This is a genomic window from Streptomyces sp. NPDC048290, from assembly GCF_040652095.1.
Classification (GTDB): Bacteria; Actinomycetota; Actinomycetes; order Streptomycetales; family Streptomycetaceae; genus Streptomyces.
On record NZ_JBEZLM010000015.1, the window covers coordinates 57572 to 72001 of the forward strand.

General features: G+C 71.3%; 9 protein-coding genes and 3 pseudogenes. 10 read left to right on the forward strand and 2 right to left on the reverse strand.

The window, feature by feature from the left end; translation table 11 throughout:
- Positions 1-8: 8 nt before the first annotated feature.
- A pseudogene (locus AB0D49_RS25265) lies at positions 9-209 on the forward strand (substrate-binding domain-containing protein); the annotation flags it as partial.
- Positions 210-510: 301 nt separating this feature from the next.
- A pseudogene (locus AB0D49_RS25270) lies at positions 511-624 on the forward strand (IS701 family transposase); the annotation flags it as partial.
- 169 nt (positions 625-793) lie between these two features.
- Here the strand turns inward: AB0D49_RS25270 and AB0D49_RS25275 are convergent.
- The gene (locus AB0D49_RS25275; RefSeq protein WP_362761326.1) at positions 794-2200 is read right to left on the reverse strand and encodes a serine hydrolase domain-containing protein; all 1407 of its coding nucleotides are present in this window, start codon (positions 2198-2200) and stop codon (positions 794-796) included.
- 716 nt (positions 2201-2916) lie between these two features.
- Between AB0D49_RS25275 and AB0D49_RS25280 the strand changes: the two genes are divergently transcribed.
- The 4 genes from AB0D49_RS25280 to AB0D49_RS25295 all read left to right on the forward strand — a co-directional run bounded on the left by AB0D49_RS25280 (position 2917) and on the right by AB0D49_RS25295 (position 10749).
- Positions 2917-3153: an acyl carrier protein gene (locus AB0D49_RS25280; RefSeq protein WP_362761328.1), complete on the forward strand. Its 237-nt coding sequence runs from the start codon at positions 2917-2919 to the stop codon at positions 3151-3153.
- 14 nt (positions 3154-3167) lie between these two features.
- Positions 3168-4856 (forward strand): amino acid adenylation domain-containing protein, encoded by a 1689-nt coding sequence (locus tag AB0D49_RS25285; protein WP_362761330.1) that lies wholly within the window; start codon positions 3168-3170, stop codon positions 4854-4856.
- The gene (locus AB0D49_RS25290; RefSeq protein ID WP_362761332.1) at positions 4853-9253 is read left to right on the forward strand and encodes an amino acid adenylation domain-containing protein; all 4401 of its coding nucleotides are present in this window, start codon (positions 4853-4855) and stop codon (positions 9251-9253) included. The genes AB0D49_RS25285 and AB0D49_RS25290 overlap by 4 nt, the downstream gene beginning before the upstream one ends.
- Before the next feature lie 452 nt (positions 9254-9705).
- A complete protein-coding gene (locus AB0D49_RS25295) occupies positions 9706-10749 on the forward strand; it encodes an SGNH/GDSL hydrolase family protein (protein WP_362761333.1) in 1044 nt (347 codons plus the stop codon).
- 209 nt (positions 10750-10958) lie between these two features.
- On the opposite strand, the gene AB0D49_RS25300 is transcribed toward AB0D49_RS25295, so the two are convergent.
- Positions 10959-11186: a hypothetical protein gene (locus AB0D49_RS25300; protein WP_362761530.1), complete on the reverse strand. Its 228-nt coding sequence runs from the start codon at positions 11184-11186 to the stop codon at positions 10959-10961.
- Between AB0D49_RS25300 and AB0D49_RS25305 the strand changes: the two are divergent.
- The 4 genes and pseudogenes from AB0D49_RS25305 to AB0D49_RS25320 all read left to right on the forward strand — a co-directional run.
- Positions 11124-11530 (forward strand): annotated as a pseudogene (locus AB0D49_RS25305) (transposase); the annotation flags it as partial. The gene AB0D49_RS25300 and the pseudogene AB0D49_RS25305 sit on opposite strands and share 63 nt — an antisense overlap.
- A 46-nt stretch (positions 11531-11576) precedes the next feature.
- Positions 11577-11828: a chaplin family protein gene (locus tag AB0D49_RS25310; protein ID WP_362761335.1), complete on the forward strand. Its 252-nt coding sequence runs from the start codon at positions 11577-11579 to the stop codon at positions 11826-11828.
- A 96-nt stretch (positions 11829-11924) separates the two neighbouring features.
- Positions 11925-13556 carry a molybdopterin-dependent oxidoreductase gene (locus tag AB0D49_RS25315; RefSeq protein ID WP_362761337.1) on the forward strand — a complete coding sequence of 544 codons (1632 nt, stop codon included), beginning with the start codon at positions 11925-11927 and terminating at the stop codon, positions 13554-13556.
- 96 nt (positions 13557-13652) lie between these two features.
- The gene (locus tag AB0D49_RS25320; protein ID WP_362761339.1) at positions 13653-14318 is read left to right on the forward strand and encodes a fasciclin domain-containing protein; all 666 of its coding nucleotides are present in this window, start codon (positions 13653-13655) and stop codon (positions 14316-14318) included.
- The last annotated feature ends 112 nt before the right edge of the window (positions 14319-14430 follow it).

A 14430-nucleotide genomic window follows, 5' to 3' on the forward strand; every position in this document is an offset into this window, starting at 1 on the left:
AGCCGCTTGTACGCGTCCCCGACGACCTGGCCATCGTCACGTACGACGACGAACTGGCCGCCCTCGCCAGCCCTCCGCTCACCGCGGTCGCGCCACCGCGCCGGGCGGTGGGCGCGGAGGCGGTCGAACTGCTCGTACGGCGACTGGAGGACCCCGGCCGACCGGCGCACCATGTGATGCTGCGGCCGGTGCTGAACGTCCGGAGCTGACCGGCGGGGCGGTGACCGGCAGGGGGCGCGGACGACACCCGCGCCCCCTTCTGGCGGGGGCCGTCGGCTGGAGCGCGGCGCCGAGGGCGGGCCCGAGGGCCACACCGAGCCGCTCCGCCTGCAGGGCGCCGCCAGGACCAGACCGTCACCTCGTCGTTGGTCCCGATGAGGTTCTCCTCGCCCGCTCCCGCAACCCACGCACGGCCGACCTGGAACCCGCTGGACGCCTTCCACGGCGTCACCGCGAACGCCACGGGATCGCCCTGCTGGACACCGTCGACGTACAGCCGGATCGTCGTCCGAGATCTCGTACTACGTCGCTCACTGCCCAGACGGCACCACCCTGGACGAGCTGATCCGCATCGCCGGTTACCGATGGGCGGTCGAGGAGCGCTTCCCGAGCGCGAAACAAGAACGCGCCCAAGGGCTCACGGACCGCCCTCAGAGCAGGTGCGCGAGCCGATCCGGTAGGTGTCGGTTTCGGATGTGGACCGGCCCGGCCTCGGCGCGGACCCGTTCGACGGCGGCATGTGTGGTCAGCGGGACGGCGAGGGTGTCGTTGCCGTCGACTCGGGCCGGGGGAGCTACGGAACGACCAGTGCCGGATCCTCGACGCCGCTCCGTGGTATCCGGCCGCGCTCCGCGCCGGGGGTGTCGCCGTCGTCGCTCCCGGCTGCCGGGCGTGCGCCGCAGAACTCTGCTTCCAGTACCGCGTCCTCCCCTGTCTGCTCGCCCCAGTCGCCGTTCCTGTTGAGCGTGAGGACGTGGCGGCCGTCGCGGGTCGCGGCCGTCCTGGACAGGGAGCCGGGGACCTGACCGCCGTGGCCCCAGACGGTCACCCCGCAGGAGAGGGTGTCGGAGCGGATGCCGAGGCCGTAGCCGGAGGAGGAGTGGCCGGTCGGGGGCGCCTCACCGTCGCCCGTCGGGACGGTGTCGAGCAGCGCCCGCTGTTGCCGGGCGGGGAGCAGTTCGCCGCCGAGGAGGGCGCGGAAGAAGCGGTTCAGGTCGTCGGCGGTGGAGATGATCTGTCCCGCTGCCCAGGCGACGGACGGGTTGAAATCGGTGACGTCGTGGATCGGCGCGTCCGGGTGGTCCAGGTAGAGCCGGGAGTAGTGGCGTGCGTGCGGGCGGGGCACCGTCGGGGAGGTGCCGGGCACGGTGGTCGAGTGGAGTCGCAGGGGACGGATGAGACGCCGTTCGACCTCGGTGGCGTAGTCGTGACCCGTGGCCCGTTCGACGACCAGGCCCGCGAGGATGTAGTTGGTGTCGGAGTACGACCATCCGGTGCCGGGCGGGAACTCCGGCGGGTGGGAGAGGCCGATCCGGACCAACTCTTGTGGCGTGGCGCCGTCGTAGCGGTGCTCGAGGAAGGGCTCACCGGTGAAGCGTGCGAGGAATCCCGGGTCGCGGTTGTAGCTGAAGATCCCGCTGGTGTGGTTGAGGAGCTGGCGCAGGGAGACCTTCCGACCGTCGTGGCCACGGCCCCGGATGACGCCGGGGAGCCACTTCTCGACGCTGTCGTCGAGGGAGAGCCGCCCCTCGGCTTCGAGTTGGAGCAGCAGCGTGGCAGTGAAGGTCTTGGTGAGACTGCCGACCCGGAAGCGGTCGGTGGCCCGGCGAGGCTGGCCCGTGCGGAGGTCCGCCACGCCTGCCGTGCCGGACCAGTGGGCGCGGCCGTTGGTGGCGCGTGCCAGCGCGCCCGGTGTCCCGGCGGCCACGATCGCGTCCAGCGCGGCCTGGGTGGCTTGGTGGGTGCCTGGTGTCCGGGGCCGCGGTTCCCGTTGCTCCATCGTCATCCGGTTGGCCTCGCGAGGGCTGTCCGCCGCGGCTTCCGCGCCGGTGGCGGGTGGCACCACCGCGAGCGTGGTGGCCAGCAGGGCTCCGGCCGTGAGCAGCAGTCCCGGCCGGACGGACCGGGGCCTGTACCTCGCCTTGGGCCCGGGGCCGGGTCCACGCTCATGCCGTAAAGAAGTACTCGTGCCCTTGGTCATCTCTCTCCCCTGTCCGGATTGCTTGGCGGTCAGGTGTGGACGGAGCCGTGGCGGGCTCCGATCGCACCCTGATCGTCAGTCAACCCGTGGCGGCGACCAGATTCCTCGGGGATCGCCATGACCCGACCCCGGTTCTGACCCCGAGCCACCCCCGAGGCCGACCGGAGCGCCGGGCCGAACCGCCGGGCCGCCGCCGCGGAAGGTCATCAGGACAAGGCTGTACGTCGAGGGCGCTCCGTTAGTCGACAACCCCAAGCAGATCTCAGGGAAGCGCGCTGAGTGGTGTTTGCCGAGGAGTGGGGACTCCCCCGTCCCCCGAAAGACAGGAAAACACCATCACGCTTGGATTCCTACCCCAAGCACGGCGACAACAGCGCACTCGTGGGGCTGAGTCGAGATGTCTGTGTACATTGAAGATAAGGACTTCCCATACGACTTCCCAAGGATCTCCCAAGGATTCGCCAAGCACCTCCCACAAGGGCCTCTGTTCAGCTGTCCGCACGATGTGATATCCAACTCACCGTGGCCGATGCGGCTTTCACCGCGCCGCCGGGTTCGAGCCCCCGCCCTGGCCAGGGGTTCGCCGAGGCCCCCTTTCGGGGAACGCGGGACGCCACATAGCAGACATCGACGCACTCGCCCGATGCGGTTTTCCGCACTTCTGCAAGGAGCCTCACTTAGCTCATACACAGAAAAGTGCTGTAGCGTACCTGGATGTGAAAAAGGAAATAGCTGAGATCTGGGCGGATATCCTGGAGGTCGATGGCCTCACGTCGGACTCCAGTTTCTACGACTTCGGCGGCACCTCCCTGCAAGCCATGCGCATCTGTGCCCGCATCGAGCGGCTCACCGGATTTGAGGTCTCCCCCGAGCTGGTCTTCGAGACCGACAACTTCGGGGAGTTCGTCACTCGGGTACGGGCGATGGACCCGGCGCCGGAAGCACGCCGTTGACACCCGCCGAAGGCATGACGGCGGAGAGCTCTCCTTCGGAAGCCCAGACTTCAGACGCCCAGACTTCAGACGCGCACACTTCGGACGCACGGACTTCGGACGCGCAGACATCAAACGGTCCGAGTCCCGCCGCAGAACCCGTCACACCCCGCACATCCCGGCTCATCCACGAGGCCGTCGCCCAGCAGGCGGCGCTTCGGCCCGGCGCGACGGCAGTCGTCGGCGCGGATCTCACCCTCACCTACCGCGAACTCGACGACCGCGCCCAGGAATGGGCCGCCGCCCTCACCCAACGCGGCGCCGGTCCCGGCACCGTCGTCCCCGTCCTGCTGCCGCGCTCACCGGAGTTGGTGACCGCGCTGCTCGCCGTCCTGAAGTGCGGAGCCGCCTACTCGGCGCTCGACCCGCGGTGGCCCGAGCAGCGCCTCGCCCGCCTGATCGCGGCGACAAAACCGCCGGTCGTGGTCGCCGACGGACCGACGGCGCAAGACGGTACCCCGTGGTGGCGTCCCCCGGCGCTCGACGAACCGCTGCCACACAGCCCCACCCACAGGTCGGCGCCGGTCTCCTTACCCCGGGACGGCACGGCCCCGGCCATGCTGTTCTTCACCTCCGGTACCAGCGGCGTCCCGAAAGGCGTTCTGTCGCCGCACCGGGCGACCACCCGCCTGTTCATCCCGCCCGGTTTCGCCTCGTTCGGGGCGGGCCGCGTGATGATGCAGGCGGCACCGGCGTCCTGGGACGCGTACGGCCTGGAAGTCTGGTCGATGTTGACGACCGGCGGTACGACGGTGATCGCCGAGGGCGAGTACCTCATGCCGGGCAGGTTGCGCGGTCTGAAAGAGCGGCACGGGGTGGACACGGTGTGGCTGACCGCCTCACTGTTCAATCTGTTCGTCGACGAGGACCCCGGCTGTTTCACCGGCCTCACCCAGGTGATCACCGGCGGTGAACGGCTGTCCGTCCCTCATGTGCGGGTGTTCCTGGCCGCGCACCCCGGCATCGTCCTCCTCAACGGGTATGGCCCGGTGGAGAGTTGTGTGTTCGCCACCACGCACCGGGTCCGCGCGGCCGACTGCGACCTGCCCACCGGCATCCCCGTGGGCACTCCCGTCCCGCGGACACAGGTGCTGGTTCTCGACGGTGACCTGCCGGTACCGCCCGGTGTCACGGGCGAGATCTGTCTCGCGGGCGAGGGCCTCGCCGACGGGTATCTCGGCGACGCGGACGCGACCGCCGCGGTGTTCACGGACGTGCCCGTGGACGGCGTGGTCACACGTGTCTACCGCACCGGGGACCTCGGCTCGCTGGACGACGACGGCGTACTCCACTACCGGGGGCGCAAGGACCTCCAGGTGAAGGTCGCGGGCCACCGTCTGGAACCCGGTGACGTCGAGGCACACGCCCGGGAGGTGCCTGGGGTGCGGGACTGTGTCGCCGTACCGCTGGCAGGTCCGGACGGCACGTACACCGGGATTTCTCTCTTCTACACCGCCGACCCGGCGTCCGAGCCCGTACTGGAACCGCACCTGCTCCGTACGGCGTTGGCTCGCCGCCTCCCCGCGTACATGGTGCCGCGGCGGGTGTTCAGACGCGCCGCGCTCCCTTACACGGATCGGGGGAAACCCGACCGGGCCGCGCTCTCCGCGGCAGTGGCTCAGCCACCGGTCACCCTGCACGCGCACGAAGGAGTTCATCAGTGACAGCGATATCGAAGAAGTCTGTCGGTCGGCCCACCTACCCCATGTCCTTCGAGCAGGAGTCGATCTGGCTCCAGGATCAGTTCCGCGAAGTGCAGGAAGCGCACGAGGGGGCGGAGGCCGTCGGCGGTCCGTCGCGGTATCTGGAGTCGTGGGTCCATCATCTGCGCGGCCGGGTCGAGACGTTCGCGGTCGAGGCGGCCCTCACCGCGGTCGTCGCCCATCAGGAGGCGCTGCGCAGCAGTCTCGGCACCGTGGACGGCGCGACCGTGCAGACGGTGTTCCCGCCGCGGCCGGTGCCGGTCGACGAGCGGTGGGTGACGCGCGAGGACCTGGACGCCGAGGTGCTGCGGGCCATCACCAGGCCCGTACCCCTGGACCAGCCGCCGCTGCTGCGGGCCACGCTGCTGCGTGTCAAGGACGGCGAGACGGACGGCGGAGCTGACGGTGAGGCGGTGCTCGCGCTGGCCGTGCACCACGCCGTGATGGACGGCTGGAGCGCCCGGCTGCTGGACGAGCAGATCGGCGCCGCCTACCGCGCCGCCACCGAAGGGCGTCCGGCGCGGCTGCCCGGGATCCCCTTGCAGTTCGGCCCGTATGCACGGCGGCAGCGGCGGGACGACGAGGTGACGTCCCCGGAGCACCTGGACTACTGGCGGACGGTCCTCGCCGACGCCCCCGAGGAGTCGACCTTCCCCAAGGACCGGCCGCGCCCCGCCCGGCCCAGTCACCGGGGCGGTGAGATCCGGTTCGCCGTCGACGGGGCGACGGGCCGCGCGCTGCGCACGTTCGCCAGGGCGCAGCGCGCCACTCCGTTCGTGGTGCTGATGTCGGCCCTGACGGCGCTGGTCAGCAGGCTGTCGGGCCAGGACGACGTGGTCCTCGGCACTCCGATCTCGCGGCGCACCGGTACGGAGGTCAAGTCGCTGGTGGGCTGTCTCACCGACGTCATGCCGGTGCGGCAGCGCATCGGCGACGGCGACACCTTCCGTGACCTGGTCGCCTCGGTGAAGTCGGGGGTCTGGTCCGCGGTGCGGCACCGGCACATCCCGTACGGGCATCTCGTGCGGGAGTTCGCCGCCGAACGTGTCCTCGGCCGTTTCCCGCTGTTCCAGGTCGTGCTGACCCTTGACGACGAGGTGGGCGAGGGTCTGAGTCTGCCGGGCGTCACGACGGAGCGCTGGTACCGGCACAGCGGCCGGTCGAAGTTCGATGTGTTCCTGAACCTCGTCCCCGACGGCGACGGCTACCGCGGCTTCCTGGAGTACTCCCTCGACGTGTTCGACGCGGCGACGGCCCGGCTGGTCGCCGACCGGTTCACCACTCTGCTCGCGGACGCGGTGCGCAGGCCCGACATCGCGCTCACCGACCTGGACGTGATGGCGCCGCACGAGCGGTCGCGGATCGCCGAGTGGGCCGACGGGCCACGGCCGCCGGTGTCACCGCCCCTGGCCCACCTCGTCGTCGGCCCGTACGCGGCCACCGTCCCCGAGCGGCCCGCGATCGTGCACGGCGACCGCGTCGTGACCTACCGGGAGCTGGACGCCCGTGCCGACCAGGTGGCCGCGGCGCTGACCGCGCTGGGCCACGGCGGACAGCGGATCGCCCTGTGCATGGACCGCTCCCCCGACCACGCGGTCGCCGTGCTGGGCGTCCTGCGCGCCGGGGCGGCCTGTCTGCCGCTGGACCCGGCACAGCCCGCCGAGCGCACCGCGTTCGTCCTGCGGGACGCCGGGGCGCGGGCCGTGCTGACCGACGCGGCGCACGCCGAGGCGCTGCGCACCGCCCATCCCGGTCTGCCGGTCCTGACCCTCGACCGGCTGCCGCTGCCCACGGCGGACGTGCACGTGCCGGAGGTGTCCGGCGACGCCCTCGCCTACGTCCTGTACACGTCCGGCTCGACCGGCCGTCCCAAGGGCGTGGCCATGGCGCATCGGGCGCTGGCCAACCTCGTCGACTGGCAGCGCCGCGACGCGGTGTGCGGGCCTGAGGCCCGCACTCTCCACTTCGCGCCGCTCACCTTCGACGTGGCCTTCCAGGAGCTGTTCGCCACCTGGGCGGGCGGCGGCACCCTCGTGATCGCCGACGACGCGGCCCGCAAGGACCCGCTGCGGCTCCTCGCCCTGCTCCGCGAGCATCGTGTGCAGCGGGTGGTGCTGCCGTTCGTCGCGCTGCAACAGCTGGCCGAACACGCCTGCGCCGAGGGGCAGTCGCTCGACTCGCTGCGTGACGTCCTCACCTCCGGCGAGCAGTTGTACGTCACCCCGGCGCTCCGCCGACTGTTCACCGAGCTGACGCGCGCGAGCCTCCAGAATCAGTACGGTCCCACCGAGACCCATGTCGTCACGGCACTGCGGCTGACCGGCGACCCCGCGTCCTGGCCGGACCGGCCGAGCCTGGGCCGCCCGATCGACGGCGCGCGGGTGGACGTACGGGACGCGTCGCTGAACCCTCGGCCGATCGGGGCGCCCGGCGAGATCTGCGTCGCCGGAGTGCCGGTGGCGGACGGCTACCTCGGCCATGCCGCCACGCTCCCGGGCGGCTTCACGACCGGTCCGGACGGGGAACGGCTCTACCGCACCGGGGACATCGGACGGCTGCTGCCGGACGGCACGATCGCCTTCCTCGGGCGGGCGGACGACCAGGTGAAGATCCGTGGGTTCCGGGTGGAGCCCCAGGAGGTCGAGGCCGCCCTCAAGCAGGTGCCGGGGGTGGCCGACGCCGTGGTCGTCGCCCTGCCCGCGGACACCTCGGCGGGCGCCCGGCTGGCCGCGCACTACCTGCCGGCCGCGGGCGCGGACGTGTCCCCGGACGCCGTGCGCGCGGCACTGCGCACACGGCTGCCGGCGCCTCTGGTGCCGGACCTCATCGGTGCGGTCGACGCGTTCCCGCGCACGGCGAGCGGGAAGACCGACCGCGCGGCCCTGGCGTCGACGCCACCGCGCGCACCCTCCGCACCCCGCCGCGACGCGGCGCCCACCGGCCCGACCGTGCGGCGGCTGACGGCCCTGTGGGCGCGGCTCCTCGGCCGGGACCCCGCCGACATAGGCCCGGACGACAACTTCTTCCACATCGGCGGCGAATCGCTGCTCGGGGCGCGGCTGATGCTCAGGCTCCGGGAGGAGTTCGGGGTACGGCTCGGACTCGACGCGGTCTACGGCTCACCGACCGTCGCCGGACTGGCCGCGCTCGTGGACTCCGACGCCGCCGCCCGGCGCCCGGCCACGGTGATCGACCCTCGGCTGCCCACGGACGTGGTTCCCGGGCCCGTGACGAGGACGTCACCGGCGGCGCCCGCGCAGGTACTGCTGACCGGCGCGACCGGCTTCCTCGGCGCGTTCGTCCTGCGGGAGCTGATCCGGCGCACCGATGCCACGGTGCACTGCCTGGTCCGGGCGCGGGACGCCGAGCAGGCACGGCACCGGCTGGCGAAGGCCGCCGAACGGTACGGAGTGTGGACGGAGGAGACAGCGGCGCGCACCGTGGCCGTCGCCGGGGACCTCACGCGCCCCACGCTCGGCCTCGACCCGGCGCGGTACGACGCCCTGGCCGCAGAGGTCGACGTCGTCCACCACTGCGGCGCCTCCGTCAACCTCGCCCTGCCGTACGCCGAACTGGCGGCGGCCAACGTGTCCGGCACCACGGAAGTGCTGCGCCTCGCCGCCCGGCACCGTGCGGTCCCCGTGCACCATGTCTCCACCGTCGGTGTGTTCTCCGGCGCCCACCTGCTGGGACATGGCGTCACCGCCGACGAACCGGTGCCCGCCGTGGACGGGCTGCGGCACGGGTACGCGCAGAGCAAGTGGGCGGCCGAGTCCCTGGTACGACAGGCACGGGACCGGGGGCTGCCGATGACGGTCTATCGACCCACCCGCATCAGCGGCGACACCCGGACCGGGGTGTGCCAGCCCGGCGACTTCCTGTGGCTGCTGCTGAAGGGCTGCGTGGAGGCCGGTGGCTATCCCGCCGACGCGGGCATCGGCTTCGACCTGGTGCCGGTCGACTACGTCAGCGCGGCGATCGTCGCCCTCTCCCTGGACCCGGCGCCCGCCCCGGCCGTCCACCTCGCCCACGGCGCCGAGACACCCCTCACCGAACTGGCCGGTCACCTGACCGGGCTGGGATACCGCCTCGCCCCGATGTCACTCGCCGAATGGACTCGGGTCGTCGAGCAGGACCCGCAGAACGCGGCGCTCCCGCTGCTCGGGGTCATGGCCCCGGAGATGGTCGGCGACAGCAGCGCGGCCCTGCGGTTCGACGGGACGGCCGGGCAGCGGGCGGCAGGGGAACACGGGGTCGCCCTGCGGCCCATGGACGAGGAGGTCCTCCACCGCCACGTACGCCACTTCACCCGTACGGGATTCCTGCCCGCGCCCGACCGGGCGGCTGCTGTGGGGTGAGCGAGCGGTGTCATCGGCCTGGGCCGCTGCCGATGGCGCTCCCTCACGGGCGCGAAGGCGCGGCCCATCGGCCTCACGCGCGCATATCCGTACGCCCGCCTGCCCACCTGCACGCCTGCACGCCTGCACCCCGCGCGCCCGCACCCCCGCACCCCCGCACCCCCGCACCCCCGCACCCCCGCACCCCCGCACGCGAGGCTCGCCGCCTTCCGCTGGGCGCGCCCGCTTCAACTCATCCGCCAACGCCGCCCACTCGTCTGCGAGGCCCTCTTCGACGAACCTGCGGGTGCCCGGCAGGCGGCGCCACGACGATCTGATCATTTAGCTCGATCGGGGACTGTCCCTCCAGTTCCTCGGTGGCAGCGGCCCGGGGTATGGATGATCTTGGACGAGGTGCTTTCGGCCCGGGGTGCTCCGGCCCCGGGTCCTGTTCCGCCGATCCTGGAGGATTCATGCGACACCCCGTCTCCCGCCTGCGAACGCGCCTACTGGCCGTGGGGCTCGCGCTCGCGGCGTCCGCGCTCGTGCCCCCGGGCTCCGCAGGTGCGGCTGATCAGTACGAGTGGGCCGCCCTGGGCGACTCCTACACCGCCGGCGGTTTCGTCGGAGACCCGCAGCCCGCACTCGGCGATCCCTCGCGCGACGGCTGCGACCGCACCACCAACGCCTACCCCGACGTCGTCGACCGGGAGCTCGCCGAGTTCCCGCCCGGCAGGCCGGTCCAGCTGACCAACGTCAGCTGCGGCAACGCCACCATCGCGGACATCGCCACGGCCAGGCAGACACCGATCAGTCCCGTCCAGCCTCCCGCCGACGGATGGCCCGCGGTGGACCCGCAGATCCAGCGGGCCGATCTCGGCAACCAGACCGATGTCGTCACCATCGGCGTCGGCGGCAACAGCCTGCCCTTCGGCGGCATGCTCCTCAAGTGCCTCGAACAGGGCGTAGCCGGCAAGTCCTGTCGTGACTACTACACCAACCCGCCCGAGGGCGAGGAGAGCATCCAGGACAAACTCGCCCGGGTCCAGGACGAGTACATCGAGATGCTGGCAAGGGTGCACCAGGCCGCGCCCAACGCCAAGGTCCTCACGGTCGGCTACCCGGCCGTCCTGCCGCAGGAGGCCAGCGCCTGCAACCGCGCTTCCCTCACTGAACTCGGCCCGATCACCCACGCCGACATCGACTGGCTGCGCGACGAAGTACTCGTCCCGCTCAACAACACGATCCAGCGGGTCACGTCGTTCTTCGGCGACCGCTACATCAACGTGTACTCCTCCAGCGTGGGTCACGACGCCTGCCAGCCCGCAGGTACCAAATGGATCGAGGGAATCTGCGGCGACGCCGCCGACTACTGGCCCGCCAGCCTCCCCGGCACCCTCCTGAACTGCGGTCCCATCGGCAAACACATCACCCTGGTCCACCCCAACGCCGCAGGGCACGCCAACACCGCAGCCCACGTCGAACGAGGCATCCGCATCGCCCTCCTCGAACGCTGACCGCCGCACGGCCCCCGCGAACCGCGACACCGGCCCACGCAGAAGCCACGCCCGAGACCCATCGCTCTCCGACATTCGGAAGACCGCGCCCAAGCGACCGGCATCCACCGGTCACCGTTGCGCTCTTCACGGCTCCGCAACGGGACGGTTGGCCTCCGGGCCCGGCATGACTATGTCCCCCTGTCGGACAGATGACCTGGGGGGTGGTGTCACCGGACCCGGGAGATGCCGTCGGGAACGGTGATCAGAGGTCCGGCCGCGTCCCGTCCGGCACGATGCCGGACGGGACGCGGATGACAGATCCGCATCACGTGGATGCGCCAGTACGACACCGACGACGAGGCCCGCACGCTCAACACCCCTGTAAAGGGGCGGTGTTCGACACCGAAGACGCGGGGGTGTTCACCGGCCTGGACGTCGGCAAGTGCACCCGTCACGGGCTCACTCCGCCCGGGAAGAAGGTCCCCCCACAAGCGACTGCCCGGCAGCGAGCCGAGACTTCGAGTCGGCCTCGACAAGCTGACCGCGCAGTTCGGCCCCGTCCCGGTCATCGTGGACCAGCCTGCCTCCATCGGCGCCCTCCCCTCACCCCAGGTCGCCCACCTGTCCGGGCTGGCATCCGCCGGATCACCGATCTGTATCCGGGCGAGGCGAAGACCGATGCGAACGACGCGGCGGTGATCGCGGATGCGGCCCCACCACGCCGCACCCGCTGCGCCCGCTGGAGCCGGCCGACGAGATCACCGCCGAACTGACCGTGCTCGTCGGCTCCGGCCAGGACAGCGGCGTGCAGGCTTGCGGTCGGCTCTCCGGAGCGTGCTGACGTCATGCGGACTCCGGTCGGTGTCCCGGCCACGGCCCGCGGCGACAGGGTCGACGTGATCGGCTTGCTGACGCGGGGCTTCGGCGATGCCTGTCCGAACACCCGCCGGCACCGCGGCATGTGTCGTGGCAGGTACCGGCACGGCGAGTTGCGCCTAGGGTGCCCACAGTCCCGCACAGACGCCTCCGAGCAGGACAAGACGTGCGCTCGCGGGCGGAGTGGGTCAGGCGATGTGCGCGAGCACTCAACTGGGTAATCCGTGGCGGAACCCGTACCGGATTGGTCAGCGGTCCTTTCTCACCTGATCAGGTCCAGGACCAATCCGTCCCGCGGGCAGAACCGGATTCCCCCCGTGAGGGATGAAGAGAAGGATCAGCGAGTACGGCCAGGGTGGCCGCGTGTCGCGCTGGGTGCCCTGAGCGGGGTGCTGGCCGGCTTCGCGTCGCTGGCGGTGGCCGAACTCGTCGCGGCAGCGGTGCGTCCGCAGTCCAGCCCGGTCATCGCGGTGGGCGGGGCGTCCGTCGACGCTACACCCGCTGCGGTCAAGGACTGGGCGATCCGCCACTTCGGCAGCCACGACAAGCTCGTGCTGCAACTCGGCATCCTGGCCGTGCTGGCCCTGCTGGCCCTGGTGCTGGGTGCGCTGGCGGTGCGGTTTCGGCGGGTCGGAGGCGGCGGGGTCCTGCTCTTCGGGACCGTGGGCGCGGCGGCCGCGGTGAGCCGCCCCGATTCGACCAGGGTTGCCGACGCATTCCCGTCCGTCGCGGGAGCCGTTACCGGAGCGCTGCTGCTGTACGTGTTGGCGGGCCGCCTGACTGCGGCGCGGCGACCGGCAGCGTCGCCTTCCGCCGCTGCGACGGGCGAAACGGGAGACGGGCTGTCTTCACCCACAGGCTGGGACCGGCGGGGATTCGTCCTCGCGGCCGCGTCCGCGGCAGCGGCCTCTGCTGCGGTGGGCGCGGTCGGCCGGTCCCTGAACGCCTCGCGCGGCGAGGACGCGATCGCCTCCCGCAAGAGGGTCGTGCTGCCGTCTCCCGGGTCACCGGCGCGACCGGTCCCCCAGAGGGCCGGACTGCGGATCGCTGGAATCAGCCCCTTCGTCACCCCCAACCGGGATTTCTACCGGGTGGACACGGCGCTGGTGGTGCCCAAGGTGGACGCCACTGCCTGGCGTCTGCGTATCCACGGCGAGGGCGTACGCCGTCCGGGCGTCTACTCGTTCGAGGACCTGCTGGGCAGGGAGCTGATCGAACGGGACATCACCCTGACCTGTGTCTCCAACGAGGTCGGAGGGCCGTATGTGGGCAATGCCCGCTGGGTCGGCGTACGGCTGGCCGGCCTGCTCGCCGAATGCGGAGTCACACCACCGTCCCAGGGAGGTACGGCGGATCAGTTGGTGTCCCGATCCGTGGACGGCATGACGATCGGAAGCCCGGTCGAGGACCTCATGGACGGCCGCGACGCCATGCTGGCTCTCGGCATGAACGGCGAGCCGCTGCCCTTCGACCACGGCTTCCCGGTCCGGATGGTCGTCCCAGGCCTGTATGGATTTGTCTCCGCCTGCAAGTGGATCAAGGACATCGAGCTCACCACGTTCGACTCCTACGACCCCTACTGGGTCAAACGCGGCTGGGCCCGCAGGGCCCCGATCAAGACCGGCTCGCGGATCGACACCCCCAAGCCGTTCGCCCGGCCCGAGGCCGGCACGGTGATGATCGCCGGGGTCGCCTGGGCCCAGCACCGGGGCATCGACACGGTCGAGGTCCGCATCGACGACGGCCCCTGGCAGGAAGCCGATCTAGCCGCCGAGGACACGCGCGACACCTGGCGCCAGTGGTCGCTTCCCTGGCAGGCCACCAAGGGCGGCCACACCCTCACCGTCCGCGCCACCGACCGCACCGGCGCTGTGCAGACCGGCACACGCACTCGCACCATCCCCGACGGCGCCAGCGGATGGCACTCCGTGGTCGTGACCGTCGACTGACCAGCACCACAAGGGGCCCGTCCCCTCCCCTGAACCACCTCTCTGCAACACCCCGACGCAGCCACATCACGCTGCACCTCTCTACAGGAGATCATGATGAACACCCGTATCCGCCGTATCGCCGGACTCCTCGCCACCGCCACGGTGCTGCCCCTGGCCCTGACCGCCTGCTCCAGCGGCAGCGGTGACTCGGGCACGTCCGACTCCTCGAACAAGGCGTCGGCTCCGGCCACCAAGAGCAGCGACGACATGGCCGGCGGCTCGGGCGGCAACGCGAGCGGCATGGACCAGCCGTTCGGTCCGGCCTGTTCCGCCGTGCCGGAGAACGGCGCCGGTTCCTTCGACGGCATGGCCAAGGACCCGGTCGCCACGGCCGCCTCCAACAACCCGGCCCTGTCCACCTTGGTGACCGCGGTGAAGAAGGCCGGCTTGGTCGACACCCTCAACAACGCTCAGAACATCACCGTGTTCGCGCCGACCAACGACGCCTTCAACAAGATCCCGAAGGCCACCCTGGACACAGTCCTGAACGACAAGGCCCAGCTGACGAAGATCCTCACCTACCACGTCGTCGGCGAGCGGCTCACCCCGAAGGACCTGGAGAACGGCTCCTTCGACACCCTGGAGAAGACGAAGGTCACGACGGCCGGCTCGGACGAGTCCTACACCGTCAACGACTCCGCCAAGGTCGTCTGCGGCAACGTCGAGACCGCCAACGCCAACGTCTACATCATCGACACCGTCCTGATGCCCACGAGCTGACACCACCGCGAGCCGAGACGCACGCCTGCCCGGTCGCCCTGACGGGAGCGACTCGGGCGGCACGCGTCCTTCCACCGGGGCGTCCGCCTGCTGCCCGACCGGCAGGGCCTGA

What these genes read in the sequence shown, in the direction of transcription:
- AB0D49_RS25275 (WP_362761326.1), bottom strand. Translation starts at nt 2,200, where the DNA reads ATGACCAAGGGCACGAGTACTTCTTTACGGCATGAGCGTGGACCCGGC.
- AB0D49_RS25285 (WP_362761330.1), top strand. Translation starts at nt 3,168, where the DNA reads ATGACGGCGGAGAGCTCTCCTTCGGAAGCCCAGACTTCAGACGCCCAG.
- AB0D49_RS25295 (WP_362761333.1), top strand. Translation starts at nt 9,706, where the DNA reads ATGCGACACCCCGTCTCCCGCCTGCGAACGCGCCTACTGGCCGTGGGG.
- AB0D49_RS25310 (WP_362761335.1), top strand. Translation starts at nt 11,577, where the DNA reads ATGCGGACTCCGGTCGGTGTCCCGGCCACGGCCCGCGGCGACAGGGTC.
- AB0D49_RS25320 (WP_362761339.1), top strand. Translation starts at nt 13,653, where the DNA reads ATGAACACCCGTATCCGCCGTATCGCCGGACTCCTCGCCACCGCCACG.